17 protein-coding genes are annotated in these 24,853 nt (G+C 70.7%); 9 read left to right on the top strand and 8 right to left on the bottom strand.

All coding sequences use genetic code 11. The features are described 5' to 3' along the window. Positions 1 to 75 precede the first annotated feature (75 nt). Genes O9255_RS11855 through O9255_RS11865 form a run of 3 tightly spaced genes read left to right on the top strand, consistent with a single transcriptional unit; the run spans position 76 to position 13,183 of the window. Entirely contained in the window at positions 76 to 8,787 is an 8,712-nt protein-coding gene (locus O9255_RS11855) for an SdrD B-like domain-containing protein (protein WP_297867070.1), read from the top strand. Further along, positions 8,787 to 12,167, top strand: coding sequence for a hypothetical protein (locus O9255_RS11860; protein WP_297867071.1), 3,381 nt, complete (start codon positions 8,787 to 8,789; stop codon positions 12,165 to 12,167). The genes O9255_RS11855 and O9255_RS11860 overlap by 1 nt, the downstream gene beginning before the upstream one ends. Before the next feature lie 14 nt (positions 12,168 to 12,181). Next, complete coding sequence (locus O9255_RS11865) at positions 12,182 to 13,183, top strand: OmpA family protein (protein WP_297867072.1); 1,002 nt, start codon at positions 12,182 to 12,184, stop codon at positions 13,181 to 13,183. Here O9255_RS11865 and O9255_RS11870 read toward each other — a convergent pair whose 3' ends face one another. After that, a complete protein-coding gene (locus O9255_RS11870; RefSeq protein WP_297867073.1) occupies positions 13,184 to 13,840 on the bottom strand; it encodes an HNH endonuclease in 657 nt (218 codons plus the stop codon). 93 nt (positions 13,841 to 13,933) lie between these two features. Here O9255_RS11870 and pip point away from each other — a divergent pair, with 93 nt between their 5' ends. Both pip and O9255_RS11880 read left to right on the top strand, forming a co-directional pair. Continuing rightward, positions 13,934 to 14,875: a prolyl aminopeptidase gene (gene pip, locus O9255_RS11875; RefSeq protein WP_297867074.1), complete on the top strand. Its 942-nt coding sequence runs from the start codon at positions 13,934 to 13,936 to the stop codon at positions 14,873 to 14,875. Continuing rightward, the gene (locus O9255_RS11880; RefSeq protein ID WP_297867075.1) at positions 14,862 to 15,446 is read left to right on the top strand and encodes a hypothetical protein; all 585 of its coding nucleotides are present in this window, start codon (positions 14,862 to 14,864) and stop codon (positions 15,444 to 15,446) included. The genes pip and O9255_RS11880 overlap by 14 nt, the downstream gene beginning before the upstream one ends. Before the next feature lie 40 nt (positions 15,447 to 15,486). Here O9255_RS11880 and O9255_RS11885 read toward each other — a convergent pair whose 3' ends face one another. The 3 genes from O9255_RS11885 to O9255_RS11895 are packed head-to-tail and all read right to left on the bottom strand — an operon-like array spanning position 15,487 to position 17,523. Next, positions 15,487 to 16,041, bottom strand: a complete 555-nt coding sequence (locus O9255_RS11885; RefSeq protein ID WP_297867076.1) for an NUDIX hydrolase — start codon at positions 16,039 to 16,041, stop codon at positions 15,487 to 15,489. A gap of 10 nt (positions 16,042 to 16,051) precedes the next feature. After that, the gene (locus tag O9255_RS11890; protein WP_297867077.1) at positions 16,052 to 16,960 is read right to left on the bottom strand and encodes a 5'-3' exonuclease H3TH domain-containing protein; all 909 of its coding nucleotides are present in this window, start codon (positions 16,958 to 16,960) and stop codon (positions 16,052 to 16,054) included. After that, positions 16,957 to 17,523 carry a nitroreductase gene (locus tag O9255_RS11895; RefSeq protein WP_297867078.1) on the bottom strand — a complete coding sequence of 189 codons (567 nt, stop codon included), beginning with the start codon at positions 17,521 to 17,523 and terminating at the stop codon, positions 16,957 to 16,959. Before O9255_RS11895 ends, O9255_RS11890 begins: the two co-directional genes overlap by 4 nt. Before the next feature lie 123 nt (positions 17,524 to 17,646). On the opposite strand from O9255_RS11895, the gene O9255_RS11900 reads away from it, so the two are divergent. Both O9255_RS11900 and O9255_RS11905 read left to right on the top strand, forming a co-directional pair. Then, positions 17,647 to 19,905, top strand: a complete 2,259-nt coding sequence (locus tag O9255_RS11900; RefSeq protein WP_297867079.1) for a DUF1631 family protein — start codon at positions 17,647 to 17,649, stop codon at positions 19,903 to 19,905. A gap of 59 nt (positions 19,906 to 19,964) precedes the next feature. Further along, positions 19,965 to 21,062, top strand: coding sequence for an NAD(P) transhydrogenase subunit alpha (locus O9255_RS11905; RefSeq protein ID WP_297867080.1), 1,098 nt, complete (start codon positions 19,965 to 19,967; stop codon positions 21,060 to 21,062). A gap of 21 nt (positions 21,063 to 21,083) precedes the next feature. Here O9255_RS11905 and O9255_RS11910 read toward each other — a convergent pair whose 3' ends face one another. From O9255_RS11910 to O9255_RS11925, 4 genes are all read right to left on the bottom strand, one after another. Continuing rightward, the gene (locus O9255_RS11910) at positions 21,084 to 21,527 is read right to left on the bottom strand and encodes a DUF3106 domain-containing protein (protein ID WP_297867081.1); all 444 of its coding nucleotides are present in this window, start codon (positions 21,525 to 21,527) and stop codon (positions 21,084 to 21,086) included. Next, on the bottom strand, positions 21,524 to 22,003 hold the full coding sequence (locus O9255_RS11915; protein ID WP_297867082.1) for a hypothetical protein: 480 nt from the start codon (positions 22,001 to 22,003) through the stop codon (positions 21,524 to 21,526). Before O9255_RS11915 ends, O9255_RS11910 begins: the two co-directional genes overlap by 4 nt. After that, on the bottom strand, positions 22,000 to 22,545 hold the full coding sequence (locus O9255_RS11920) for an RNA polymerase sigma factor (protein ID WP_297867083.1): 546 nt from the start codon (positions 22,543 to 22,545) through the stop codon (positions 22,000 to 22,002). The genes O9255_RS11915 and O9255_RS11920 overlap by 4 nt, the downstream gene beginning before the upstream one ends. Positions 22,546 to 22,626: 81 nt before the next feature. Next, positions 22,627 to 22,956: a hypothetical protein gene (locus O9255_RS11925; RefSeq protein ID WP_297867084.1), complete on the bottom strand. Its 330-nt coding sequence runs from the start codon at positions 22,954 to 22,956 to the stop codon at positions 22,627 to 22,629. Positions 22,957 to 23,103: 147 nt separating this feature from the next. Between O9255_RS11925 and O9255_RS11930 the strand changes: the two genes are divergently transcribed. Together O9255_RS11930 and O9255_RS11935 are read left to right on the top strand one after the other, a co-directional pair. After that, positions 23,104 to 23,391: an NAD(P) transhydrogenase subunit alpha gene (locus O9255_RS11930; protein ID WP_297867085.1), complete on the top strand. Its 288-nt coding sequence runs from the start codon at positions 23,104 to 23,106 to the stop codon at positions 23,389 to 23,391. Continuing rightward, positions 23,391 to 24,842 (top strand): NAD(P)(+) transhydrogenase (Re/Si-specific) subunit beta, encoded by a 1,452-nt coding sequence (locus tag O9255_RS11935; RefSeq protein WP_297867086.1) that lies wholly within the window; start codon positions 23,391 to 23,393, stop codon positions 24,840 to 24,842. Before O9255_RS11930 ends, O9255_RS11935 begins: the two co-directional genes overlap by 1 nt. Positions 24,843 to 24,853 lie beyond the last annotated feature (11 nt).

Below are 24,853 nucleotides of genomic sequence, written 5' to 3' on the forward strand. Positions count from 1 at the left end.
TCGCGGGAGGCCCTCCCCACACTCCGCCGCGCCGTCACCCCCGCATTCACCCTGCTTGATCCTCCGGTGTTCCCCATGCCCGTCTCTCCCGTGGCCGCCTTTGGCCGCGTCGCTCGTGCGCTGTCTCTCGTCCTGATTGGCGCTCTGGCCGCTTCGCCTGCCGTCGCCTACGACCTGCAGTTCGCCTTCATCCGCGACGACCAGAGCCCCGCTCCGAACGGTTCAGACCCGACGCCGGCCGGCGGCACCATCGTCTACGACGTGCGGATCGAGAACAGCGCGGGGGACAGCATCGCCAACGTGCAGACCGTGTTCGACGTGCCGGCGGGGACGACGCCGGTGTCGCTGCCGGGCAACTGCAGCCTTCGCGCCGGCCTGCCGGCCCAGGTGGTCTGCACCCACGGGACCCTGGTGGGCACGCTGGCCGCGCCCACCCCGGGCAGCCCGGTCGATTTCCAGCTGCGCTTCCAGACCACCGTGGCCGGCACCGTCACGCTCCGCGGCGCCATCGGCGTGGGCGTACCGCCGGCCTCGGCCCTGCCGCTCGCGGGCGGCGACCCCTTCTTCGGCACCGACACCAACACCGCGAACAACAACAGCTCGCAGGCGACGACGGTGACCAACGGCGCCGACCTCGCCATCACCAAGACGGATAGTCCGGACCCGGTGAACGGTGGCGACCGCATCACCTACACCATCAACGTCACCAACAACGGCCCGAACGACGCCGTCGGCGTCCGCGTGCTCGACACGCTCTCGAGTTCGACGACCTATGTGGGCGGCAGCGCGAGCGGCGCCGGCTGGATCTTCTCGCACGTCAGCGGCGTGCTGACGGCCACCCGTGCCGCCACGCTGGCGAATGGCGCGTCGGCCTCGTTCACCTACCAGGCCACGGTCAACGTGGGCTCGGGCAGCGTGGCGAACAGCGCGGTGGTCGACACCATTGGCGGCGGCGCGACGCCCGACTTCGACCCGAACAACAACACCGCCATCGCGAACACCGCGGTGAATCCCGGTGCGGATGGCAGCATCACCAAGCTGGTGTCGGCGACGCCGGTGGTGGAGGGCAGCACGGTCACGTTCACCCTTCGGCCGCGCAACGCCGGCCCGAGCGTCATCAGCACTGCCGTGGTGACGGACGCGCTTCCGGCCGGCTTCGCCGGCGTGGCCATCACCTCGAGCCCCAACTGGACCTGCGCCTTCACCGGTGCCGGGAACACCGGCCTCGAGTGCACGCGCGCGTCGTTCCCCGTGGGCGCCACCGACAACATCGTGTTCACGGCGACGACGGCGACCGGCGTGCCCGGCACCGGCCAGGTGTTCACCAACACCGGCGTGCTGAGCTCGGCCACGCCCGACCCGTCGCTGCCGAACAACAGCGGCAGCGTGAACCTCACGGTGCTGCCGGACGGCGCCGACCTGCAGATCACCAGCAAGTCGCGTGACCGCAGCATCGTCACCATCGGTGCGGGCGCGGCCTCGGAGATCCGCTCCACGATCGTGGTGCGCAACAACGGCCCGCAGGTGGTCAGCTCGAACCTCGTCGTCACCGACGAGCTGGAGCCCAGCGAAACCTTCGTTTCCTCCAGCGGCCCCTGGAGCTGCGCCGCCGCCGGCGCGCCCCAGGTCGTCACCTGCACCTTCACCGGCACCTATCCGGTACTGGTCGGCACCACGCTCGACGGCGGCAATGCACTGGTGATCGTCACCGAAGCCGTGGCCGCGGACACCGACATCGTCAACACCGCGTGCGTCGGTGGCAGCGGCGGCAGCGCCGAGCCGGTGACCCCCGGCCCCGACCTCGACCCGAACACCAGCAACGACTGCGCCGGCCCGGGCAGCGGCACCACCGCCACGACGCAGAGCGCCGATCTGGCCCTGACCAAGGCGACGTCGACGCCGACCGGCGGCGACAAGATCGTCTCGATCAGCGAGAGCAGCGTCACCTACACGCTGACGGTCACCAACAATGGCCCGGATGCGACGACCGGCATCGTCATCACCGATCCGCTGCCGGGTTTCCGCACCGGTGCGCCCGCTACGCCGGCGCCGACCTTCGACCTCACGGGTGCGGTGGGTTGGACCTGCAGCACCACCAGCGGCACGGTGACCTGCCGTTCGGGCCTCACGCCGCTGGCACCGGCCGCCAGCGCGACCATCGGCATCACGGTGCAGCGCCCGCTCAACGACAGCGCGGGCAACAACGCTACCTGCAACGGCGCCACCCAGCCGAACGCCTTCTGCAACACGGCGGTCGTCGCGACCGATCGCACCGTTGTCGGTGCTGTCGGCGACGCCGATTTCTCCGACAACACCGCGGAAGACCACGTCACCGTCGAGCGTTTCGCCAACATGCGGACGACGGCCAACGTCGCCAGCCCGAGCGCCACGGGCCAGGTCGGCGTGAACTCGACGTTCCGCATCGACTACCTCAACGCCGGGCCGTCGGTCGCCCGTGACGTGATCCATCGCGCGACGATCACTCTTCCGGCCAATGACACCGGCTTCGTGCTCACCAACGTGGTGAACAGCGCGGGCGTGGCCTGCGTCGTGACGCCTGGCGTGGGCGTGACCACTGCCGCCGGTGCCGGCGGCACGTCGTACGCGAACCTCAGCGGTGCCCCGAGCGAGATCGTCATCACCTGCGCCGCGCAGAACATGGCGAACCAGAACGCGCAGAACCTGCAGGTCACCCTGCGCCCGAACTTCGGCGCGGCGGGCCCGTACACCGCGGTGGGCAGCTTCACCTTCCCAGGCAACACCTCGACCGGCAGCGACGCGCAGGGCGCCTGGGAATACAACAGCGTGGCGAACGCGGGCGACGACGAGCGCAGCGAGACGCTGACGCTGACCGCCGACCAGATCAATCTGCTCACCAACAAGACCGACCTCGTCGACCCGATCGGTTTCGATCCGAGCGACTTCACCAACAACCTCATCACCTACCGCGTGTCGGTGCGCAACCTCGGCCCGTCCGTGGCCAGCAGCGTGGTGATTACCGACACCGTCACGCCGCTGGCCGGCAAGACGCTGCGCTACCTCGGTGCATCGACGTCCTCGTCGGGCCCGTTCGTGCCGGCCCGCTGCACGCAGACCAACGGCGTGAACCCGAGCCTCGGCGCGGCGATGGAATTCAGCTGCCTGATGCCGGGTGTCGGCTTCGCGCCGAACGTCGACGGCGTCATCGGCGTGAACCAGGTGTCCGAGCTCTTCCTCGCCTTTCAGTACGAGACGGCACCGAGCGGCAGCGGCGACACGCTGGCGAACACCGCCACGGCGTCGGCCGCTGAGACGGACACCGACCTCAGCAACAACACCGATTCCGAAGACACCACCATCCGTTCGCGCGCCGACCTGTCGGTGGCGAAGTTCGCGGTGCTGACGGCGCCGAACGCCGACCCGACGGTGGCGCTGCCGGCGAACACGCCGAGCGTCACGCTGCGCCAGCCCTTCTTCTACGTGGTCGAAGGCACCAACAACGGCCCGGGCCTGTCGATCTCGCGCGACCGCTCGGGCACCAACCCGTTGAACGGCACCGGCACCGTCGTCACCGACAGCCTGCCCATCGGCCTGCGCGTCACCGGCCCGGCCACCTGGCAGAAGGTCGGCGACACGCTGGCCGGCGCGTTTCCGGATGCGAACGGCAGTGGTACCTGCGCGCCGCCGGCGGCCATTCCCTTCACCGTGGTGTCGGGCTCGCAGACCCTCACCTGCAACGTGGGCGACTTGACCTTCCTCACCGGCACCCCCGGCCGCGTGCGCGTGATCATTCCCGCCGAGTGGGTGGCCTATCCCCCGGCCGGAACCGGCACCACCACGACGGTCACCAATGGCGCAGCAATCACCACCGAGCAGGTCGACCCCACGCCGGGCAACAACGGCACCACGCTCGATACCAACGTCACCCGCGCGACGCTCGCCGGCACCGTGTTCCAGGACCGCGACCGCGCCGGTGCGAACGGCGGCACGCCGCAGGCCGCCGGCCCCGAACCACGCATCGCCGGCGTGACGCTGACGCTCACCGGCACCGACACCTACGGCAACGTGCTCTCGGGCGTTACCGCCACCACCGACGCGAGCGGCAACTACAGCTTCGGCAACCTGGCGCCGTCCAATGCGGCGGGCTACACCATCACCCAGACGCAGCCATCGGGCTTCGCGAACGGCCCGGTGGATCCGCCGGCCTTCGGCACCGCCAATGGCCCGTCGCTGACCGCGGGCACGCCGGCCTACGTGCGCCCGGCGCTCAGCGGCGATTCCAGCTACACCGGCGTCGTGGTCGGCACCAATGAAGCCGGCGTCCGCTACCACTTCCCCGAGCTGCGCCAGCCGGTGCTCTTCGGCACCGTGTACGTCGACGGCAACTTCAACGACGTCTTCAACGCCGGCACCGACTCGACGATCAGTGGTGCCACGGTGCGCCTGCTCGATGCCGCCGGCACGACGGTGCTGGCCACCGCCACCACCAACGGTGCCGGCCTCTACCAGTTCGACTTCGCGGCCCTCGGCCTCGATCCCTCGGCCACGTACGTGCTCGAGGAGCCGCTGCCCGGTCCGGCCGGCACTTACCAGAGCCGTCCGAATGCCGTGAATCCCGGTCTCGTGGGCGGGGTCGCCTGCGTCGGCTGCGCCGCGGCACCGAACACACCGGCCGCAAGCACCGACCGCATCACCGGCATCAACCTCGGCAGCGGACTGGACGGCACGCAGTTCAACTTCGGTGAAGACCTCATCTCGGCGCCGGGTGGCCCGAGCCTGAGCGGCTTCGTCTACGTCGACCGCAACAACAACGGCAGCTTCGAGGCCGGCGGCGTGGAGGCGGGCGCGGGCATCGCCGGCGTCACCATCACCCTGAACGGCCCGGGCGGCCCGATCACCACGACCACCGACGCCAACGGCTTCTGGTCGTTCACCGGTCTCGTGGCGGGGGCGAACTACACCGTCACCGAAACGCAGCCGGCGGGCTACAACAACGGCCTCGAGAACCCCTCGAACGTCATCACCATCAACAACCTCTCCGTGACCGGCTCGACCGGCAACAACTTCGGCGAGATCGCGGGCAGCCTGGCGGGCGTCGTCTACCTCGACGCCAACAACAACGGCCAGCAGGACGTCGGCGAGAACGGGATCGCCGGCGTGCAGATGACGCTGAGCGGCACCGGCCCGAGCGGCGCGATCGTGCCGGTCACCGTGACCACGCAGGCCGACGGAAGCTACCGCTTCGCCGATCTCGTCGCCGGCACCTACACGGTGACGCAGCAGACCGCGCAGCCTGTCGTGGTCGGGGTGACCACGCTCGATGGCGATGTCGATGCCGGCAGCACCGGCGGCACCGATTCACCCACCGGCACCTCGCCGAGCCGAGTCAGTGCCATCACGCTGCCGGCCGGCGCGGACTCGACCGCGAACAACTTCGCCGAGATCCTGCCGGTGGCCATCAGTGGCCGCGTGTATCGCGATGCCGACAACGATGGCGTCATCGACGGGGGCGAAGCGGGCATCGGCGGCCAGACGATCCGCATCACCGGCACCGACGACCGCGGCCAGCCGGTGACGGTCGAGGTGACCACGCAGCCCGACGGCAGCTACACCGCCCCGTCGCTGCGTCCGGGCACCTACACCGTCACCCAGCCGAACCAGCCGGCCAACACCGCGAACGGCATCACCACGCCGGGTACGGCGGGCGGCACGGCCACCACGCCGGCCACGACACCGAGTGCGATCAGCACGATCAGCCTCACCACGCCGGGCGGCAGCTCGACCGGCAACCACTTCGGCGAGATCCCGAACAACGCCTCGATCGCCGGCCGCGTCTGGTTGGACCGCGACAACGACGGCGTCATCGATGCGGGTGAGAACGGCATCGCCTCGGTGTCCGTCGTGCTCACCGGCACCGACGTCAACGGTACGGCGGTGAACCGCACCGTGCAGACCGACAGCAGCGGCCGCTACGCGTTCGACGGCCTGCTGCCGGGCACGTACACCGTCACCGAACCGGCGCAGCCGAGCGGCACCGCCAACGGCCGCACGGTCGCGGGCAGCACCGGCGGCACGGCGACGACGGTGGCGACCACGCCGAGCGCGATCACGGCGATTCTGCTCGGTGCGAGCCAGGCCTCCATCGACAACAACTTCGGCGAGGTGCCGGTGTCGTCGATCGCCGGCTCGGTCTACAACGACCGCGACAACGACGGCGTCCGTGACGCCGATGAGCCGGGCTATGCCGGCATCGTGGTGCGCCTCACGGGTACCGACGACCTCGGCAACGCCGTGAGCATCGAGCTCAGCACCGATGCCGATGGCCGCTACCGCTTCACCGGCCTGCGTCCGGGCACCTACACCGTGACCGAACTCGCGCAGCCGGCCGACACCAGCAATGGCCTCACCACGCCGGGCAGCACGGGCGGCACGGCGACGCCGGTCAGCACGGTGCCTTCGGCCATTGGCGGCATCGTCATCGGCCCGGGCGTCGACTCCATCGACAATAACTTCGGCGAAATCGGCGACACGCCGGACGTGGTGGTGAGCAAGTCGGCGACCCCGACGCGCTTCGCCAGCAACGCCGCGGGCAGCTACACCATCCGCGTTCGCAACCAGGGCCAGCGCCCGACGGTGGGCGAGATCCTCGTCCGCGACCGCCTGCCCGCCGGCATCCGCCTGACGGCCATGCCGACCGGCACCGGCTGGGTCTGTTCCGGCGCCGCCAACGACGATCGCTTCGAATGCCGCAGCAATGGCTTGATCGGCGCGGGCAGCACCAGCCCCAACGCCATCACCGTGCCTGTGCGCGTGGCCGCAGGCATCGTCAACGGCACCACGCTCAACAATGCCGTGCTGGTCAGCGGTGGCGGGGAGCCGGACTTCCGCGGCCCGACGCCCGCCGAGCGCGATGCCTTCGACGGCAATGTGGGCCAACTGCCGGTCTGCGATCCGGCGATCACGCAGAACGCCTGCCGCACGCCGACGGTGATCGTGCAGTCCGCCGCGCTCTCGGGTTCGGTCTGGTACGACATCGGCAGCAGCATCGCGCTGCGCGACGGCGGTGATCGTCCGCTGCAGGGTTGGACGGTGGAGCTCGTCGACCCGGCCACCGGCCGCGTCATCGCCACGCAGGCCACCGGCCCCGACGGCCGCTACCGCTTCGCCGACCTCACGCCGGGCCTGCCCTACGTGGTGCGCTTCCGCGAGCCGGGCGGCGTGCTGTGGGGCTTCCCGGTGAACGGCGAAACCACGCCGAATTCGCCGGCGCGCTGCGACCGCGATGCCGCCATCGCCAACGGCACGGCCAGTTCCTGCGTGCGTCGCAACGAGGCCGGCATCACCGAGATCGAGGTCGTGCTCGCGCCGGGCCAGGAGCTCGTCGAGCAGAGCCTGCCCGTCGATCCGAGCGGCGTGGTCTACGACGCGGTGACCCGCCAGCCGGTGCCCGGCTCGGTGGTCACGCTGGCGCCGGTCGGCACGTGTGCGGGTTACGACCCGAGCACGCAGGTGCTCAACGCCGCGGGCGGCGGCTACCGCGTCAGCGGCAGCAGCATCGCCATGACGGTGGGTGCGGACGGCCTCTACCAGTTCCTGTTCGCCCCGACGGCGCCCGCGCGCTGCACCTTCCAGCTCACGGTCACGCCGCCGGCGACGCACACCTTCGTCTCCACGCTGATCCCGCCGCAGGCCGGCACGCTCAATCCGCCGGGCGGTCCGACCGACACCTTCCGCGTGCAGCCGCAGCCCACCGCGCCGACGGTGGTTCCGGGCACGGGAACGCAGTACTGGCTGGTGGTCTCGAGCGGTTCGACGGCACCGAACATCGTGCACAACCACCTCCCGCTCGACCCGCGCGTCGCACCGGGCCTGTCGATCAGCAAGAGCGGCGACCGCCAGATCGCCGAGGTCGGCGACACCGTGCTGTACACGCTCACCGTGCGCCAGACGGCCGGTTCGGCCCTGCCGCAGCTCTCGGTGCTCGACGTGCTGCCGCCGGGCTTCACCTACATCGCCGGCACGGCGCGCATCGACGGCGTGGCCGCCAGCGATCCGGTCGGCGCCCCGGGCCCGCGCCTCGGCTTCACGGTTGGCTCGATCCCGGCGGCTGGCCAGCGCGTCATCACCTACCGCGTGCGCGTCGGCGTGGGCAGCCAGCAGGGCGACGGCGTGAACCGCGCCACCGCCGTGGGCTGCGGCATCACCGGCGGCTGCCTGGTGCCCGGCACGCTGGTGCCGGTGGGCGGCAGCATCGTCTCGAACGAAGCGCAGTACCGCGTGCGCGTCACCGGCGGTGTCTTTGCCAGCGAGGCCTGCGTGCTCGGCAAGGTCTTCGTCGACTGCGACCGCGATTCGCTGCAGGGCGAGGAGGAGCTCGGCATTCCGGGCGTGCGCCTGTACTTCAGCGACGGCACCTTCGCGATCACCGACGTCGAGGGCAAGTACAGCTACTGCGGCATCGAGCCGCGCAGCGCCACGCTGAAGGTCGACGGCTCGACGCTGCCCCGCGGCGCCGTGCTGACGACCAGCAGCAACCGCAACCTCGGCGATGCGAACAGCCTGTTCCTCGACCTGAAGAACGGCGAATTGCATCGCGCCGACTTCATCGAAGGCAGCTGCTCGAACCGCGTGCTGGAGCAGGTGCGCGCGCGTCGCGGCAACGGCGAGGTGCGCGCCCCGGAGAGCGAGCCGGCACAGCCCGGCCTGCGCTTCGAAAGCAAGCCCGCCGCCGCCCCCCAGCAGGCCACCGACGGCGCGAACCAGCCGGCCGAACAGCCGCGCGCCCGCAACGACGGAGGCGCCCGCTGATGCGCCGCCAGCACTCTTCCGGTAACGACACGATGGTTTCCACACTCCCCCGCGCGCGCCATGCGCTGGCCTTCGGCATCGCCCTGGCCCTCGTCGGCGGAGCCACGGCCGCCTCGGCGCCGCAGCGCTTCACGCCGGTGCTGGGCGAGGGCGCCGCCCTCTATCCGCAGTCGCCGGCCAGCACCGGGACGCCGCCGCGCGCCATCGATGCCGCGCAGGGCGACATCGACAACCTCGTGGTCGAGGTGGCGGGCAACGACCTGCCGGCCGACGGCCAGACCGCGACCACGGTGCGCGTGCGTCTGCTGGGTGCCGATGGCCAGCCGCTGCGTGGCGAACGTTTCGCCACCATCGAACACAGCGGCGGCCGCGTGCTGCTGGCAGGCGCGAGCACGTACGAGGGCGGCCCCGGCCGTCGCGATGCCGACCGCGCCACGCCCGGCGTGCAGCTGAAGGTGGTCGATGGCGTGGCCGAGTTCCAGCTGCTCGCCCCGCACGCCCCGCAGGACGTGCTGCTGCGCGTGACGGCCGGCAAGGCGACGGCGCAGGGCGTCGTCAGCTACGTGCCCGAGATGCGCGAGATGCTCGCCACCGGCTTCGTCGATGCGGTCGTGAGCTTCCGCGACGGCGCCAACGTGGTGCAGCCGGCCCGCAGCGACGACGGCTTCGAGCGGGAGATCCGCCGCTGGGAGCGCGACTTCAACGGCGGCAAGGCGAACGCCGCGCTGCGCACCGCGTTCTTCCTCAAAGGCAAGGTGAAAGGCGAATACCTGCTCACCGCCGCCTTCGATTCCGACAAGGACACGAAAGCCCGGCTGCTGCGCGACATCCGCCCCGACGAGTACTACCCGGTCTACGGCGACAGTTCGCTGCTCGGCTTCGACGCCCGCAGCGCCGACCGCCTTTACCTGCGCGTCGACAAGGGCCGCAGCTACCTGCTCTATGGTGATTTCCAGACCACCGACGGCCAGCCCGCGATGGCGCCGCTGGGCGCCGGGCAGGGCCCGCTCGCGCAGCGCAGCCTCGGCCTCTACAACCGCAGCGCCACCGGCCTGAACTGGCACGTCGACACGCCGCGCGTGCGCGGCAATGTGTTCGCCATGCACGACGACCTGCGTCAGGTGATCGAGGAGTTCCCGAGCCAAGGCAGCGGCCCCTACGGCCTGCGCAACAACGCCGTCTACGAAGGCAGCGAGCGCGTCGAGGTGGTGGTGCGCGACCGCAACCAGCCCTCGCGCATCCTCAGCGTGCGTCCGCTGCTGCGCTTCGTCGACTACAGCTTCGAGGTGTTCTCGGGCCGCATCCTCCTGAACCAGTTCCTGCCCGCGTTCGACACCGACCTCAACCCGGTGTCGCTGCGCGTCACCTATGAAGTGGACCAGGGCACCGAGGCCTTCTGGGTGGCCGGCGCCGATGCGCAGGTGAAGCTTGGCGAGCGCGTCGAGCTCGGCGGCAGCCTCGTCGACGACCGCAATCCGTTCGCGGAAAGCGATCTCGGCAGCCTCAACGCCGGCGTGCAGCTCGGCGAGAACACGCGGCTCGTGGCGGAGTTCGCGCGCAGCCGCGGCGAGGTCAACACCAATCCGATCAACCAGTTCGCTTCGCCCGCGCTTCAGGGCGTGAGTGGCCGGATCGAGGGCGACGCCTGGCGCGTCGAACTCGACCACGACGGCGAGCGCTTCGACGCCCGCCTGTTCGCCGGCGCGTCGGACCCCGAGTTCAACAACCCGGCCTCGCCCCTGTACGGCGGCCGCGGCGAAGCCTCGCTCGACCTCGGCTACGCGCTGGGCGAGCGCGTCGATCTGTATCTCGAGGCCCTGCGTAGCACCGACCGCAACGCGGAAGGCGGCGAGCGCGAGGGGGCCAACCTCGGCGCGCGCTGGCAGGCCACCGAACGCCTGACCCTCGACCTCGGCGTGCGCAAGCTGCGCGAGACCGTCGGCCGCTATTCGCCGTGGAGCACGGCTGCGCCCTTCGGCGACCGCTTCGGCCTCGGCGGCAGCATCGCCACGGGCAGCGCCGGCGGCGCGCTGGGCTTCGGCCAGCAGCCGCTCGATCCGCAGACCGGCCTGCCCTTGATCTGGAATGGCGTCGGCCAGGCGCCGCTCTCCGACCTCCCGATCGGCACCCAGCTCGACAGCACCACGCTGCGCCTCGGTGCCGGCTGGCAGGCCAGCCAGCGCCTGATGGTGGGTGGCGAAGTCGAAGCCGATGTCGCCGGCGAGGACCGCGAGCGCGTGGCCCTCGGCGTCGACTACCAGTGGCGCGAGCGCCAGCGCCTCTACGCCCGCGCCGAGCGGCAGACGGGCCTTTCCGGCCTGTACGGCGTGAGCACCGCGGGCCGCCGCGCAGACACCTTCGTGTTCGGCGTCGACTCCACCGTGCTGCGCGACACCCAGCTGTTCAACGAGTACCGGCTGCGCGACGCCATCGCCGGCCGCGATGTGCAGGCCGCCAACGGCATCCGCAACCTGTGGGAGATCCGCGAGGGCCTGCGCCTCACCACCGCGTTCGAACACGTCAACGTCATCGACGGCCTCACCGGCGATGCCACGGGCGCGTCGTTCGGCCTCGACTGGACGGCCAGCGAGCTGTGGCGCGCGGCGACGCGCGTCGAACTGCGTCGCACCGACGACAGCGAGCGCACGCCGGGCGACGAGGCCTTCGACACCGGCCTCTGGCAGCTCAGCGTCGGCCGCAAGATCGACCGCGACTGGACCCTGCTGGCGCGCAACTACTTGCTGCGCACCGACTACGCGGCGCGCGGCGATGTGCTGCAGAACCGCACGCAGGTCGGCCTCGCTTACCGCGACACCGACACCAACCGCGTCAACGCGCTGGCCCGCTACGAGTACAAGCTCGAGGACGACGACAGCGGCCTTGGCGTGACGACCGGCCTCGGCCTCCCGCCGGTGCTCGGTGGCGCCACGCGCGACAGCGTCCGCAGCCGCGCGCACATCGTCTCGACCCACGCCGACTGGCACCCGAGCCGCCCGTGGTGGCTGACTGGCCGCTTGGCCGCGAAGTGGCAGGACGACCGCTTCACCAGCCCGGACGGCCGCGTCGTCGATGACGACTTCAACGCCTGGCTGGCCTCGGGCCGCGTGGTCTACGACGTCACCGAGAACTGGGACCTCGGCCTGCTCGGCGCCACCTTCCGTGGCGACGACGGCGCCAACCAGTACGCCTATGGCCTCGAGGTCGGCCGCCTGCTGCGGCAGAACCTGTGGCTGTCCGTCGGCTACAACTGGGCCGGCTTCGAAGGCGACCCCGACCTCGCCCGCTACGAATACACGCAGGACGGGTTCTACGTCCGCCTGCGCTTCAAGTTCGACGAAACCCTGTTCATGGCCGACCCCTACGCGTCGGACCGCGACTGACCAAGGACCCCACGATGCGCCTCACTCTCCCCACCGCCATCGCCGCCGCGCTGTCGCTCGCTGGTAGCGCCTTCGCCGCCGACGTCGCGCTGCGCCCCGAAGGCGAGCGCACCAGCGATGCCGCCATCCATGCCGACCACGGCGCCTACGCCGGCGTGCAGCAGCGCATCCAAGCGCTGAACGAAGGCGGCCGCCCGGTGCGCGATTACCATCTCTCGAAGGCGCAGTGCTGGCTCGACGTGAGCTTCCACGAGTACACGCGCAACGACCGCAGCGACTTCACCCAGGCCGCGCTCGACGAGTCGGTGAAGCTCGTCGCCGCGATGGAAGCCCAGGCCGAGCCGCTGCCGATGGACACGCCGCTCGTCAACGGCGCCGCGCGTTTGCGCCCCGACCTGTGGGAGCGCTTCGGCGCCCTGAAGCAGCACGTGGGCTTCCGCTGCGCGCAGCAGCTCGTCGCCTGCGGCGAAGTCGAGCTGGTGCATGCCGGCAACGAGTACAACCAGCAGCAGTGGCGCCACGCCAAGCCCTACGTGCAGATCGCCGAGGAAAACCTCGGGGAAGCGACGGCCGCCGCCGAGGCCTGCGTGCCGCCGCCGGCGCCGGTGCGGGTGGAGCGCATCGTGCTCAACGCCAGCGCGCTGTTCCGTTTCGATCGCAGCGCCGAGGCCGACCTGCTGCCGCAGGGCCGCGCGGAGCTCGACGCCCTCGCGGCGAAGCTCGGCGAGGCCTATGCGAGCGTCGAGTCGATCACCCTCGTCGGCCACACCGACCGCCTCGGCAGCGAGGCCTACAACGATCGACTGTCGCAGGCCCGCGCCGACACCGTGAGGGCCTACCTGCAGGGGAAGGGCATCGCGGCCGACATCACGGCCATTGGTCGCGGCGAAGCAGAGCCGGTGAAGGAGTGCCCGGGCGGCGACGTCGCCACCCGCGCGCTGACGGAATGCCTGCAGCCGAACCGCCGCGTCGAAGTGACCATCACCGGGACGCCTCGCGAGCGCGCGGCGGACTGATCAGCCCTGCGGCCGCGCCCGCTTCGGCAGGTGCGCCGTCAGGAAGGCCATCTGGTCGGCCAGGATGTGGCGGTTCGAGAGGATCAGGTGCTCGACCCAGCTCGGCCGGAACGGCACGGCCAGCAGCGGCATGCCGGCTTGCTGCGGCGTGCGGCCGCCCTTCTTCGAATTGCAGTGGATGCAGGCGGCCACGACGTTTTCCCACACGTCCTTGCCGCCCTTCGAGCTCGGGATGACATGGTCGCGCGTCAGCGGCAGCCGGCGGCCGTCCCCGCCGCAGTACAGGCAGATCCACTGGTCGCGGGCGAACAGCGCGGTATTCGTCAGCGCCGGGGTGGGTTCGGGCACGCGGGCGCTGGCATGGCCCTTGGCGGCGATGATCGGTGCGATGTCGAGCACGCTCTGCCGCCCGGTCCAGCGGTTCACGCCGCCACGCACCTGCAGGCAGGGATCGCCCAGCGTCCAGGCCACCGCGCCGCGGGCGTACAGGCATGCGGCGTCCTGCCAAGTCATCCAGTTCAGGATGCGGCCGTGGGCGTCGAGACTGAGGAGGCGGGGGGCCGGGCCGGCCGGGAAACGCTGGGGGGCAGAACCCCGTGCCGGGGTGCTATCGACCCTGGCCAGCACGACGGCCTGATGCGGCGTAGCGGGCTCCATTGAGGCCTGAGCATACGCGCCCTGCGTGACAGTTCAAGCACGCGCGGGCGGGGTCTCGCCCCGTATCCTTGCCCTCCCGCACCGGAGTGACGCATGGCCGCCCTGTACCCCGACATCGAACCCTTCGACACCGGCACGTTGCAGGTCGACGCGCGGCATCGGTTGTACTACGAGCAGTGCGGCAACCCGAAGGGCAAGCCCGTGGTGATGCTGCACGGCGGCCCCGGTGCCGGCTGCGGCCCGAAGATGCGCCGCTTCCACGACCCGAAGCACTACCGCATCGTCCTGTTCGACCAGCGCGGCGCCGGTCGCTCCACGCCGCACGCCGACCTCGTCGACAACACCACGCCGGCCCTCGTCGCCGACATCGAAGCGCTACGCGCCCACCTGGGCATCGATCGCTGGCAGGCCTTCGGCGGCAGCTGGGGCTCGACGCTGGCGCTGGCCTATGCGGAAACCCATCCCGAGCGCGTCACCGAGCTCGTGTTGCGCGGCATCTTCATGCTGCGCCGCTGGGAGCTCGAGTGGTTCTACCAGGAGGGCGCCTCGCGCCTCTTCCCCGATGCGTGGCAGCAGTACCTCGACGGCATCCCCGCGGTCGAACACGGCGACCTGATCTCGGCCTACCACCGTCGCCTCACCCACGAGGATCCGGCCGTTCGCCTCGCCGCGGCGCGGCGCTGGAGCGTGTGGGAGGCCGCGACGAGCTTCCTGCGCCAGGACCCGGACTTCATGTCCGGCCACGAGGAAGAGGCCTTCGCGCTGGCCTTCGCCCGCATCGAGTCGCACTACTTCGTCAACGGCGGCTTCTTCCAGCACGACGACCAGCTGCTGCGCGACGCGCACCGCATCCGCCACATCCCCGGCACCATCGTGCACGGCCGCTACGACGTGGTGTGCCCGGTGCAGAACGCGTGGGACCTGAAGAAAGCCTGGCCGGAAGCGACGCTGCACATCGCGCCGACCTCGGGGCATTCGGCCTTCGAGCCGGAGATCGCCAGCCTGCTGGTCGATGCGACGAATGGGTATCGATAAACGTATCGCGCGAGCATCAAGCCGCGATTGGCGCTGGTCAGCCGTCGTTCTTCTCCTTACGTCCATGGCGTTTGCCGCCGATCCGAACCAAGTGCGCGACGACGAGATGGCTGCAGTGACCTATCGCGACGCCGTGACGTTTTCGATCCCGTCGTCATGGCGGTTCGAGGATCAGCGCGGCGTGCAAGGGGTGTTCTACGAGGACCTTCCCGACTCCGGGACGCTGCGGGTGAGCGTGTTCCAGTGGGAAGGAAAGGACGAAGCGGACCGTAATCGCATGCTGGAGAACGCGCTCCTTCCAGGCGACGTCGATACCTTGGCTCGTGGCGTATACCTGAGGAAAGAGGTGAAGGACGCCGTGGAGAGCGGTGAGGCGCTTCGCCTCCATCGCTGGATCGTCGCTCTTGCGTTACCTGAGAATGTTTGTCGCATTGTCGTCTTCACCCACACCGTGACGGCAGCTCAGGAGCACGAAGAGGGCATCGTGGCCGAGCTTGCGCTCGTCGAGCACGCGGTGAGGAACGCCCAATTCAGCTATTCACCGCGACTCCCGTTGATCGATGAGCCCTAGCTTCGCGGCGGGCGCCCAAGCGATCGCGGTTTCCTGACCCTCAGCCGGCGCGGCTGCCATCCGGATTGCGCTCGATGAACCACAGCCCGGCCCAGAGCTTCGGGTCCATCGCATAGCCCTCGGCCATTTTCGCGGTCAGCCAGCGTGCGGCCTCGTCGACCGGCACCTCGTGCACGGTGATGTCCTCGGTCTCGTCGCCGCCGCCCGCATGCACGCGGGTGAGTCCGGTGGCGCGGCAGAAGGCGATCATCTCGCTGCTCATGCCGGAGCTCGTCGGGCCTTCCATCAGCACCTCGACGTGGCTGGCCTGCCAGCCGGTTTCCTCCAGCAGCTCGCGCGCCGCCGCCGATTCCAGCGTGTCCTCGCCGAGGTTGTCGCCGACAAGGCCGGCGGGCATCTCGATGGTGCGCTGCTGCAGCGGTACGCGGTATTGCTCCACGAACAGCAGCTTCCGCTCCGGGGTGACGGCGACGATGATCACCGCCTTGCCCTCGGCGTGCGTGCGCTCGGCGTATTCCCACGTGCCACGCGTGCGGATGCGCAGCCAGCGGCCTTCCCAGGCGACCTGCGCCGGGCCTTCGTGCTTCGGGTTCATGGCGCTCCCTTCAAGTCGGCATCCTCGCGGCGTCCTGCAGGCGGCGGCGCGTCATCGGGCCGATGCGCAGGCGCTCGCACAGCCGGTCGATGGCGTCGCTGTCCGGTGCGCGGCGGCGCGCAGCGTCGAAGTCGCCGGGCAGCGGGGCATCGCGGACGATGGTGGCGAGCCGGCGCGAGAGCAGGGCCGATTCGCGGTGTTCGCGCAGACGCACCGCATGCTGGGCGGCACCGCGCAGCTTGAGCAGCGGCACTTCGTCGAGCTTGTCGAGCAGGGCGTCCATCGACCCATAGATCGCGAGCAGTGTGGCGGCGGTCTTCGGCCCCACGCCGGGCACGCCCGGAATGTTGTCGCTGGCGTCGCCGGTGAGGCCGAGGTAATCCGCCACCTGATGGGCGTGGATGCCGTAGCGTGGCTTCACGCCGGCGCAGTCCCAGCGCTCGTTGCGGGCGAAATCCCACTGCCAGTCGCCCTCGTCGAGCAGCTGCGCCATGTCCTTGTCCGCCGAGACGATCACCACCGCATGGCCGTCGCGACGCGCCTGCGCAGCCGCTGTGCCGATCAGGTCGTCGGCTTCGTATTCCACATGGGCGAGCACAGGCAGGCCCATCGCCTCGCCGAGCGCCTTGCAGTGCGCGAACTGGCGCTTCAATTCCTCGGACGCCGGATCGCGATGCGCCTTGTAGGCCGGGTAGATCGCGTTGCGGAAGCAGGAATCCAGCGCTTCGTCGAAGGCCAGCGCCAGGCGCTCCGCGCGCGTGCGCTCGATCAGCTCGCAGAGGAAGCGCGCGAAACCGTGCACGGCGTTGACCGGCCAGCCGTCCTCGTCGCTGGCGTCGATCGGCGTGCCGTGCCAGGCGCGGAACACATATAGGCTCGAATCGACGAGGTGCACGGCGTTCGCCGCGGGAGGCGTCACGGCGACCATTCCGTCAGTTTCGCGTCTAGCGCCGGGCGAAGGCGCTCGGGCGCCTCGCCCTGCGCGGTGCCGATATGGATGAAGCCCAGCAGCAGTTCATGCGGCGCGAGCCCCAGCCCGTCGAGGATCTCGCGGTCGTAGGCGGCCCAGCCGGTCAACCATTGCGCGCCAAAGCCGAGACCCTGCGCGGCCTGCAGCAGGGCGAAGCACACGACCCCGCCGGACATGAGCTGTTCGACCACGGGCACTTTGTGGCCTTCGACCGGGGTGCCGATGACGGCGACGATCAGCGGCGCGAAGCTGAACCGCTCGCGGTCCTTGTCGATGGCGGCCTGCGGGGCGTTGGGGTCGAGCGCCTTCGCGCGGGTGGCGAGGCGTTCGCCAAGGCGGTGCCGGGCGTCGCCTTCGATGGTCAGGAAGCGCCAGGGGGCGAGCTTGCCGTGGTCGGGCACGCGCATGGCGGCCTCGAACAGGGCGCGGCGCTGGGTCGCGTCGGGGCCGGGGGCGCCAAGCTGGCGGCTCGGGACGGAACGGCGCTGCATCAAGGCGGTGAAAAGGTCCATCCGCCGATTGTAGCGAGGCCCCGTCCGGCAGCGCCCAACTGCAGGCACCGTCACGGTTTGCAAGTGTTAACACCCCCACTATCCTCTACAGATTCCCCCCAAGCCCTCCCGACGATGACGCCCGTGAGTTCCCGACCGCCCACCTACGACGAACTGCTGCGCTACACCCGCCGCTCGGTGGTGGAGCAGCTGTCGTCGCTCGTGCACGCGGTGCTGGGTAAGGCGGACGACTGGATGTTCGACCTCGCTCAGAAGGAAGGTGAAGGCGCCGATCCGTTCGCGCGCTCGCCGCGCCTCGAGGCGATGAACACCCTGCGGAGCACGCGCGCCACCATCGAGCGCCAGTTCGCCCGCCAGTACGAGGCCTTGTTCGACGAGTTGATCGAACCGAAGCAAGGCTCCGCCGATGGCCTTCGCCTCAGCCTGGTGGAAGAGCAGGAGCTTGAGCAGCAGCTCGCCTCCGACCTGATCGTGGAGGCGCTGCAGCGGGCCCACGGCCACTCGCTGGACGCGCTGGCCAAGGCACTGGCGAAGATCATGGGCGTCGAGTCGCTCGCGCCGCGCCAGAACCCGCTCAGCCCGCTGAATTTCGGCCACGCGCTGCACCGCGCGGTGCAGGGCATCGAACTGCCGAACATGCTGCAGGTGGTGCTCTACAAGTACTACGAGCGCGAGCTGCTGGCCCGCTTCAACGAAGTGCTCGATCCGCTGATGCAGCGCTTCATGGCGGCGGGCCTCGTGCCGCGCCAGGGCATCGGTCCCGGCGCTTCGATGCGTCCGGGCGGTGGAGCGGCGCGCCCCGGCAGTGCGCCGCCGCCGACGAATTCCGGCGCTGCGACGCCGTCTTCCGAGCACGACGCCGGGGGCTATGCGCAAGGCCACGGTCATGGACACGGCTACGGCCATGGCCACGGCCATGCGGCGCCGACGTCGCAGGAAGACGCCAACGTCTTCAGCCTGCTGCGTGAGATGCTCCGCGCCCTGCGCCCGCAGCCGTCCGGCGGCCCGGCCAGTGGCGCCGTGGGCCACGGCCTGCCCGAACGTCGCGCCCTGCAGACCACCGAGATGCTCTCGGTGCTCTCGCTGATGCAGACCGAAGTGCCGCCGTCCGTACTCGAGACCATGGAGCGCCACGAGGCCTCGCTCTCCGTCCTGTTGAAGCGAGACCTGCTCGAAAGCGCCCGCCGCATCGGCTTGTCGCCGGAGCAGGTGCGCATCAGCCCGGACGAAGAAGACGCGGTCGACCTCGTCGGCATGCTCTTCGACGTGCTGTTCGACGAACACGATTTCGAGCAGCGCGCGCGCAACCTCGTCAGCCGCCTCGTCGTGCCCTACGTCAAGGTGGCCCTGCTCGACCGCCAGATGTTCATGTACCGCACGCACCCGGCGCGCCGGCTGCTCAACGCGGTCACCGAAGCCTGCGAGGGCAATGGCGGGCAGAGCGCGCACGAGCGCGAGATGCTCGGCAAGGCGGAGCAGGTCGTCGACACCCTCGTGGGGGATTTCAACGAAGACGTCGCCATCTTCGAGACGCTCGAATCCGAGCTGCGCGGTTTCCTCGAGCAGCACCAGAAGCGCGTCGAGCTGGCCGAGAAGCGTGCCGCCGAGGCGCAGCGCGGGCAGGAGCGCCTCGAGCACGCCCGCGTCCAGGCCGGTGGCGAAGTGTCGAACCGCGTCGACGGCCGCAAGGTGCCGGCGGCGCTGCGGGAGTTCCTCGCACGCAGCTGGTCGCACCATCTTTCGCTCGTCGCGTTGCGCGAAGGCACCGAGTCGGTCGCCTGGTCGGCGGCCCTGTCGCTGGCCGACAAACTGCTCGACCTGCTGCCGGGCGGCAAGGCCGGGGGCATCAGCATTCCCACGGCGATGCAGGGCTTGAGCGCCGATCTCGTCGCCGTGCTCGGCAGCTCGGGCGTGCACGGTGATGCCGCCGATGCGGTGATCAAGGCCATCGCTGACGGCGTCGAAGCCCAGCGCCGCGGCGACGCCGTGGCCGCGCAGCAGGCCGCCGCGGTGCTCCGCGTCGCCCCGGAGCCGCCGCCGCTGCCGCCCCAGCCGCGCCTGAAGATCGTCGGCGGCACCGATGCCGTTCCGGACTTCGATCCGGACGACCTCGCCCAGCTCCGCGACCTCAAGGTCGGCGACTGGATCAGCCTGGCCGGCGAAGACGAGAAGCTGGCCCCGGCCAAGCTGGCCTGGATCTCGCCCATCTCGAACCGCCTGATGTTCGTGAACCGCCGCGGCGTCCGCATGCTGGTCGCCTCGGTCGAGGAACTGGGCGCCTTGAAGAAGCTCGGGAAGCTCCAGTTGCGCGACGCGCAGGGCGGCGCCTTCGAGGACGCCCTGCAGCGCATGGTCGGCCGGTTGAAGCAGGACATCGCCTGAGGCACGACAGCGCCTGAACCGTGGGCTAGCATCGGGGCTCCCTATTCGAGGACGCGCCGATGCCGGTCACCGTGGTCTGCCTGAAGGAAACTGCCGCTGGCGAACGCCGCGTCGCGATCACCCCCGAAACGGCCAAGAAGCTCGCCGCCCTCGGTGCGCAGGTGCGCGTCGCCCGCGATGCCGGTGCTGACGCTGGATTCCCCGATGCCGCCTACGAGGCCGCCGGTGGCGCGGATGGCGCCACGGCGTTGGCCGAGGCCGATCTGCTGCTCTGCGTGCAGTCGCCCGATGCCGCCACCCTGTCGAAGCTGAAGCCCGGGGCCGTCGTCGTCGGCATGCTCGCCGCCCATGCCCCCGGCGACCGCGAGGCCGCGCTGAAGGCGCGCGGCGCCATCGCCTTCGCCATGGAGAAGCTGCCCCGCACCACGCGCGCGCAGGCGATGGACGTGCTCAGCTCGCAGGCGGGCATGGCCGGCTACAAGGCCGTCCTGCTCGGCGCGCAGCTCGCGCCGCGCTTCTTCCCGATGCTCAGCACCGCGGCCGGGACGATCCGTCCGTCGAAGGTGCTGGTCGTCGGCGCCGGCGTCGCCGGACTGCAGGCCATCGCCACGGCGCGCCGGCTCGGTGCGCAGGTGGAGGGTTTCGACGTGCGCCCGGAGACGCGCGAGCAGATCGAATCGCTCGGCGGCAAGTTCCTCGACCTCGGCGTGTCCGCCGCGGGCAGCGGCGGCTACGCGCGCGAGCTCAGCGCCGAGGAGCGCGCCCTGCAGCAGCAGCGCCTCGCCGACCACCTGAAGGGCATCGACGTGGTGGTGTGCACGGCCGCCGTGCCGGGCCGCGCCGCACCGAAGATCATCACCGCCGCGATGGTGGCCGGCATGAAGCCGGGCAGCGTGGTCGTCGATCTCGCCGCCGAGACCGGTGGCAACTGCGAGCTGACGACGCCGGGAGAGAACGTGCAGCACGGCGGCGTCACCGTCGCCGGCCCGCTCAACCTCGCCAGCAGCGGCGCCGTGCATGCCAGCGAGATGTACGCCCGCAACCTGCTGAACTTCGTCAGCCTGTTCCTCAAGGACGGCGCGATCACGCTCGACTGGAACGACGAGCTGATCGACAAGAGCTGCTGGGTGCGCGCCGAGGCCGCCGCGACGGCCTGACCGGCGTTTCCGGCCCGTCGCTCAGCGCGGCGGGTCGTTGGCGGGCGGCGGCGCCACGCCGGGGCCGCCGGCCTCCAGCCATGCCCGCCGTTGCGCGGGGCTCAGCGATTCCCAGGTGCGACGGGCCGCGTCCCGCTCGGCGGGCGGCAGGGACTGGAAGCGCCGCCAGACCTCCCGCAAGCGGACACGTTGTTCCGGATCGGCTTGGCGGAAGCGCTCGGCACCGGCCCGCGCGAGGCGCTTCTGCTCCGGTGTCAGGCTGGCCCAGAAGCGGGCGCGATCGAGGTAGCGCTGCTGCTGTTCGGGCGTGGCGCGCTCCCAGCGCTCCCGTGTCGGCTCGATGAGTGCCGCCCGGTCCGCCTCGGAGAGCGACTCCCACGAACGCGCCGCGGGCGCCTGCGCCGAGGCGACGGCCGCCGTTCCGGCGGCGAGGATCAGGAAGCTTAGGGCGAGGGTCCGGGTCATAGCGTGAGTCCTTCATGCGGGCCTGCGGCGGGCGGGGCCAGGGGGTCGTTGGGGCTGGCCGCGTCGTCCGGCACGGTGGCGAGCCAAGCGTAGAACTCGGCGTCGTCCTCGAGTTCCACCAGGGCGGTATCGGCGAAACGCGCGGCCTCGGCGGCCCCGGCGTCTAGGGCCATGGGCGCGCCGGGATCGGCCTGCGGCACCGTCGCCGGGGTCGAGGCGGCCATGCCGTCCGAGCCCGCCGGCAGCGCGGGGGCGGGCCCATCGGTTCGCGGCAACCACAGCACCACGGCCAGTGCCGCGGTGGCGACGCCGCTGGCCGGCCACCACCAAGCCCGCCGAGATCGCGTCGGCATCGTCGTGATCGCCTCGCGACGCCGGGCACGCAGTGCCGTGGCCGTGGCGCCGTCGAGCGCCTCGACCTGGGCATCGAAAAGGGCACGGGCCTGAGGCAGGCGGCCGTCGTCGGGGGTGTTCATCGCCAATCGTCCAGTTGGGTCCGCAGCGCGGCCTGCGCGCGGAACAGGTGGGTTTTCACCGAACCCTCGGTACAGCCCATCGCGGCGGCGGTCTCGCCGCCGGAGAGCCCCTGCAGCTCACGCAGCAGGAAGGCCTCGCGCTGGCGCCGCGGCAGGGCGCGCAGGGCTTGGCCCAGCGCCTTCCAAGCGCGCTGCCGCTCGTCGGCTTCGGCCGGGCCGGGCGCCGTGTCGGCGATCTGGGCCATCGGGTCCTCGGCCTCCTCCTCGTCGCGCACGCCGAAGACGGCGAGCACGCGGCGGCGCACGGTGTTGCGGCGGTGCCGGTCGGTAATCCGGCTGCGCAGCACGCTGAAGAACAGCGCCGGCCATTCCGATTGCGGACGGTCGCGGTAGCCGAGGAAGGCGATCATCGCGTCCTGCACGGCGTCCAGCGCGTCCTCGCGGTGCCCGAGCGCCAGCTCGGCCATCCGGAACGCGCGGCGCTCGACGCTGGCGAGGAAGCCGTCGAGCGCCATCTCCGGCGGGGCCGCGTTCGGGCTCAAGGGGCGTGCGGGTCCGTGGCCATCCATGGGGACGATAACGCAGCGGTTCGCATTCGGTTGACGGGAGAGAGGACGGAAAGCTCAGCCGCGACGGCCCTGGCGGCGCTGGCCGATCCGGTCGGCCCGGCGCTCGAGCCGGTCGCCGCGGGCGTCGAGCCGGCCATCGATGCGGTCGCCGCGGTCATCGAGGCGGTCGGCGCGGTGCTCGTGGCCGCGGGCGTCGGCCACGTCCGCGCGATGGTCGAGGCGCCCGTCGATGCGGTCACCGCGGGCGTCGAGGCGGTGGTCGACGCGATCGCCGCGGGCTTCCCAACGGTCGGCGACGGGGCCGGTCGCGTGCGCGGAAGCGGCGGACGCTGCGATGAGGAAGGCGGTGGCGAGGGCGACGCGGGAGAGGGCGGAATGGCGCATGGCGGGGCTCCGGGATGACGGCGGTTGCCGTGTCCGCCATAACGCCATGCCATCCCCGCGCGTTGACCGCTCGCAGGTGATGTTCATCCCGTGGTTAAGATGGGGCCCGGGACAGGAGCCCATCGGGCTCGCCACATGGGGAAACGGATGGACGGGTTCGTCGCGCTGTATATCGTCATGCTGGCCGCGTTTTGCGGCCATGAAATCATCTCGAGGGTGCCGGTGATCCTGCACACGCCGCTGATGTCGGGATCGAACTTCGTCCACGGCATCGTCGTCGTCGGCGCCATGGTCGCTCTGGCCCATGCCGACACCACCACCGAGCGCGTGATCGGCTTTCTCGCCGTGCTGCTCGGCGCCGGCAATGCCGTCGGCGGTTACGTGGTGACCGAGCGCATGCTCGAGATGTTCAAGTCGAGCAAGGGAGGCGCGTAATGGACAACCTGCTCGACCTGCTGGCCAAGGCCAGCTACTTCGTCGCCGCGGTGCTGTTCATCGTCGGCCTCAAGCGCATGTCTTCGCCGGTGACCGCGCGGCGCGGCATCCAGTGGGCCGGCGTCGGCATGGTGCTCGCCACGCTGGTCACCTTCGTCGCGCCCACCACTTGGGGCTCGCACGGCGTCGACCCGATCAACCTCGGCCTGATGCTGCTGGCGCTGGTGCTGAGCGCCGTGTTCTGGGTGTGGGGCAAGCGCGTGCCGCTCACCGACATGCCGCAGATGGTCGCCATCTTCAACGGCATGGGCGGCGGTTCCGCGGCGGCCATCGGCGCCGCGGCGCTGGTGAGCGCCTCGGGCCACACCGGCACCTGCGACGCCACGTCGATGGCGGACCACGCCTGCCTGAGCCCGACCATGACGGTGCTCGCGGTCGTTGGCGCGCTGATCGGCGCGATCTCGTTCTCGGGCTCGGTGATCGCCTGGGCCAAGCTCGACGGCCGCATGGACAAGCGCTACACCTTTCCGGCGCAGCAGATGGTCAATGCCGCGCTGATGGCGGGCGCGGTGCTGAGCGGCGTGCTGCTCGTGCTTCAGCCGACGCCGGCGATCCTCGTCATCGCGATCTTCTTCGCTCTCGCCCTGATCGTCGGCATCGCGATGACGCTGCCGATCGGCGGCGCCGACATGCCGGTGGTGATCTCGCTCTACAACGCCCTGACTGGCCTTGCGGTGGCCTTCGAAGGCTACGTGCTGCAGAACGAGGCGTTGATGATCGCCGGCATGGTGGTCGGCGCGGCGGGCATGCTGCTCACCCAGCTGATGGCGAAGGCGATGAACCGCTCGCTCGCCAGCGTGCTGTTCGGCAGCTTCGGCGCCACCGGCGAAGCGCAGGCGATCAGCGGTTCGCAGAAGCCCATCGAGGCCAGCGACGTGGCCGCGATGATGGCCTACGCCGAGCGCGTGGTGATCGTTCCGGGCTACGGCATGGCCGTGGCGCAGGCCCAGCACAAGGTGTGGGAGCTCACCCAGGCGCTGCAGAAGCGCGGCGTGCAGGTGAAGTTCGCCATCCATCCGGTCGCGGGGCGCATGCCCGGCCACATGAACGTGCTGCTCGCCGAGGCTGGCGTGCCCTACGACATCATCGCCGACATGGACGACATCAACCCGGAGTTCCCGATCACCGACGTGGCCCTGGTGATCGGGGCCAACGACGTGGTGAACCCGGTGGCCAAGACCGACCCGGCTTCGCCGATCTACGGCATGCCGATCCTCGATGTCTCGCTGGCGCGCAACGTGATCGTCGTGAAGCGCGGCAAGGGCACCGGCTTCGCCGGCATCGAGAACGCGCTCTTCTACGCCGACAACGCGCGGATGCTTTACGGCGATGCGAGCGGAGCGATCGCCAAGCTCATCGGCGGCATGAAGGAACTCGACGGCGGCCATTGAGCCGCCGCGTC

The sequence above is a fragment of the Silanimonas sp. genome (assembly GCF_027530345.1).
Taxonomy (GTDB): Bacteria; Pseudomonadota; Gammaproteobacteria; order Xanthomonadales; family Xanthomonadaceae; genus Silanimonas.

Excerpts from the sequence above, each read along its gene's own strand:
- O9255_RS11855 (WP_297867070.1), top strand. The coding sequence starts at position 76 with ATGCCCGTCTCTCCCGTGGCCGCCTTTGGCCGCGTCGCTCGTGCGCTG.
- O9255_RS11860 (WP_297867071.1), top strand. The coding sequence starts at position 8,787 with ATGCGCCGCCAGCACTCTTCCGGTAACGACACGATGGTTTCCACACTC.
- O9255_RS11865 (WP_297867072.1), top strand. The coding sequence starts at position 12,182 with ATGCGCCTCACTCTCCCCACCGCCATCGCCGCCGCGCTGTCGCTCGCT.
- O9255_RS11870 (WP_297867073.1), bottom strand. The coding sequence starts at position 13,840 with ATGGAGCCCGCTACGCCGCATCAGGCCGTCGTGCTGGCCAGGGTCGAT.
- pip (WP_297867074.1), top strand. The coding sequence starts at position 13,934 with ATGGCCGCCCTGTACCCCGACATCGAACCCTTCGACACCGGCACGTTG.
- O9255_RS11880 (WP_297867075.1), top strand. The coding sequence starts at position 14,862 with ATGGGTATCGATAAACGTATCGCGCGAGCATCAAGCCGCGATTGGCGC.
- O9255_RS11885 (WP_297867076.1), bottom strand. The coding sequence starts at position 16,041 with ATGAACCCGAAGCACGAAGGCCCGGCGCAGGTCGCCTGGGAAGGCCGC.
- O9255_RS11895 (WP_297867078.1), bottom strand. The coding sequence starts at position 17,523 with ATGGACCTTTTCACCGCCTTGATGCAGCGCCGTTCCGTCCCGAGCCGC.
- O9255_RS11905 (WP_297867080.1), top strand. The coding sequence starts at position 19,965 with ATGCCGGTCACCGTGGTCTGCCTGAAGGAAACTGCCGCTGGCGAACGC.
- O9255_RS11910 (WP_297867081.1), bottom strand. The coding sequence starts at position 21,527 with ATGACCCGGACCCTCGCCCTAAGCTTCCTGATCCTCGCCGCCGGAACG.
- O9255_RS11915 (WP_297867082.1), bottom strand. The coding sequence starts at position 22,003 with ATGAACACCCCCGACGACGGCCGCCTGCCTCAGGCCCGTGCCCTTTTC.
- O9255_RS11925 (WP_297867084.1), bottom strand. The coding sequence starts at position 22,956 with ATGCGCCATTCCGCCCTCTCCCGCGTCGCCCTCGCCACCGCCTTCCTC.
- O9255_RS11930 (WP_297867085.1), top strand. The coding sequence starts at position 23,104 with ATGGACGGGTTCGTCGCGCTGTATATCGTCATGCTGGCCGCGTTTTGC.
- O9255_RS11935 (WP_297867086.1), top strand. The coding sequence starts at position 23,391 with ATGGACAACCTGCTCGACCTGCTGGCCAAGGCCAGCTACTTCGTCGCC.